This is a genomic window from Mesorhizobium sp. M2C.T.Ca.TU.002.02.1.1, assembly GCF_003997225.1.
In genome coordinates, this window is sequence record NZ_RZTO01000982.1 from 1 (window position 1) to 2,051 (window position 2,051).

Below are 2,051 nucleotides of genomic sequence, written 5' to 3' on the forward strand. Positions count from 1 at the left end.
GTACTGGTTCTCCATGAGCTCGCCGACCGAACGCACGCGGCGGTTGCCGAGATTGTCGATGTCGTCGATCTCGCCCTTGCCGTCGCGCAGTTCGACCAGCGTCTTGACCACAGCCAGGATGTCTTCCTTGCGCAGCACGCGCACGGTGTCCTCGGCCTTGAGCTCGAGGCGCATGTTCATCTTGACGCGGCCGACGGCCGACAGGTCATAGCGCTCGCTGTCGAAGAACAGCGAGTTGAACATGGCTTCGGCGGTCTCGAGCGTCGGCGGCTCGCCCGGGCGCATGACGCGGTAGATGTCGAACAGCGCGTCCTGGCGGCTCTCGTTCTTGTCGACGGCCAAGGTGTTGCGGATGTAGGCGCCGACATTGACGTGGTCGATATCCAGGATCTGGATCTCTTCCTCGCCGGTGCCGAGCAGCACTTTCAGCGTCTTGTCGTCGATCTCGTCACCGGCCTCGAGGAAGATTTCACCGGTGGCGTAGTTGACGATGTCCTCGGCAAGGTAGTTGCCGAGCAGATCCTCGTCGGTCGCCTTAATGGCCTTGAGACCCTTTTCGCCGAGCTGGCGGGCCTGGCGCGCGGTGATCTTCTTGCCGGCCTCGACAACAACCTCACCGGTGTCGGCGTCGACAAGGTCGCCGACGGCCTTGAGGCCGCGGAACCGCTCGACGTTGAACGGAATACGCCAGTGGTCGCCCGAGCGCTTGTAGGTGATCTTGTTGTAGAAGGTCGACAGGATCTCTTCGCCGTCCATGCCGAGCGCCATCAGAAGCGACGTCACCGGGATCTTGCGGCGGCGGTCGATGCGGGCGTGCACGACGTCCTTGGAATCGAACTCGATGTCGAGCCACGAACCGCGATAGGGGATGACGCGCGCGGCAAACAGAAGCTTGCCCGACGAGTGCGACTTGCCCTTGTCATGGTCGAAGAAGACGCCCGGCGAGCGGTGCATCTGCGAGACGATGACGCGCTCGGTGCCGTTCACGATGAAGGTGCCGTTCGACGTCATGAGCGGCATGTCGCCCATATAGACGTCCTGCTCCTTGATGTCCTTGATCGACTTCGCGCCGGTATCCTCGTCGATATCGAACACGATGAGGCGCAGCGTCACCTTGAGCGGCGCGGCATAGGTCAGGTCGCGCTGACGGCACTCGTCAACGTCGAATTTCGGTGCCTCGAACTCATACTTCACGAACTCCAGCATGGAGGAGCCGGAAAAGTCGGAGATCGGGAAGACCGACTTGAAAACGGCCTGCAGCCCTTCGTCCGGACGGCCGCCCTTGGGCTCGTCCACCATCAGGAACTGGTCATAGGATGCCTTCTGAACCTCGATGAGGTTCGGCATCTCCGCAACTTCCGGGATCTTTCCGAAGAACTTGCGTACGCGTCTGCGGCCATTGAAAGTCTGGGTCTGGGCCATCGTCGCTCCTTAGCTCTAAACTCGGGACGAACCTCGCCGCGGCTCGCCTTGCACCAACGGGCGGCCTCGGCGGCTGCCCCTATCTGTTTTTCCGGCCGCCTTTCCAATCGCTTGGCGGCTACCGGCTAAAACGGGAGAAAACCCGTTTCCGGAAGGCCGCTTTTCGGCCCTCAGGAAAGAGGTTTTCAAACGCCTCGCGCAACAAAGCCCTCCCTCGATCCAAGGGAGGGGGCGGACGGCGCGAGACCGCCCGCCCCTGCCTGACAGGCTTACTTCAGCTCGACCTTGGCGCCAGCTGCTTCCAGCTGAGCCTTGAACTTGTCGGCGTCGGCCTTGGAAACGCCTTCCTTGACCGGCTTCGGAGCCGCTTCGACCAGGTCCTTGGCTTCCTTGAGGCCAAGGCCGGTGATGGCGCGGACTTCCTTGATGACGTTGATCTTCTGGGCGCCGGCGTCGGCGAGAACGACGTCGAATTCCGTCTTCTCTTCAGCCGGAGCAGCGGCAGCGGCAGCGCCACCGGCAGCGGCGGCAACAGCCACCGGAGCAGCGGCCGAAACGCCCCACTTCTCTTCCAGGAGCTTCGACAGCTCAGCCGCCTCGAGGACGGTCAGCTTCGAAAGGTCGTCTAC

1 protein-coding gene and 1 pseudogene are annotated in these 2,051 nt (G+C 62.5%); both read right to left on the minus strand.

Going from position 1 to position 2,051, the window contains the following annotated elements; genetic code table 11:
- Positions 1-1,422: pseudogene (locus EOD07_RS32320) on the minus strand (DNA-directed RNA polymerase subunit beta); the annotation flags it as partial.
- Positions 1,423-1,691: 269 nt separating this feature from the next.
- Positions 1,692-2,051, minus strand: a 360-nt coding sequence (rplL, locus tag EOD07_RS32325) for a 50S ribosomal protein L7/L12 (RefSeq protein ID WP_127238139.1), incomplete at its 5' end; no start/stop codon positions are given.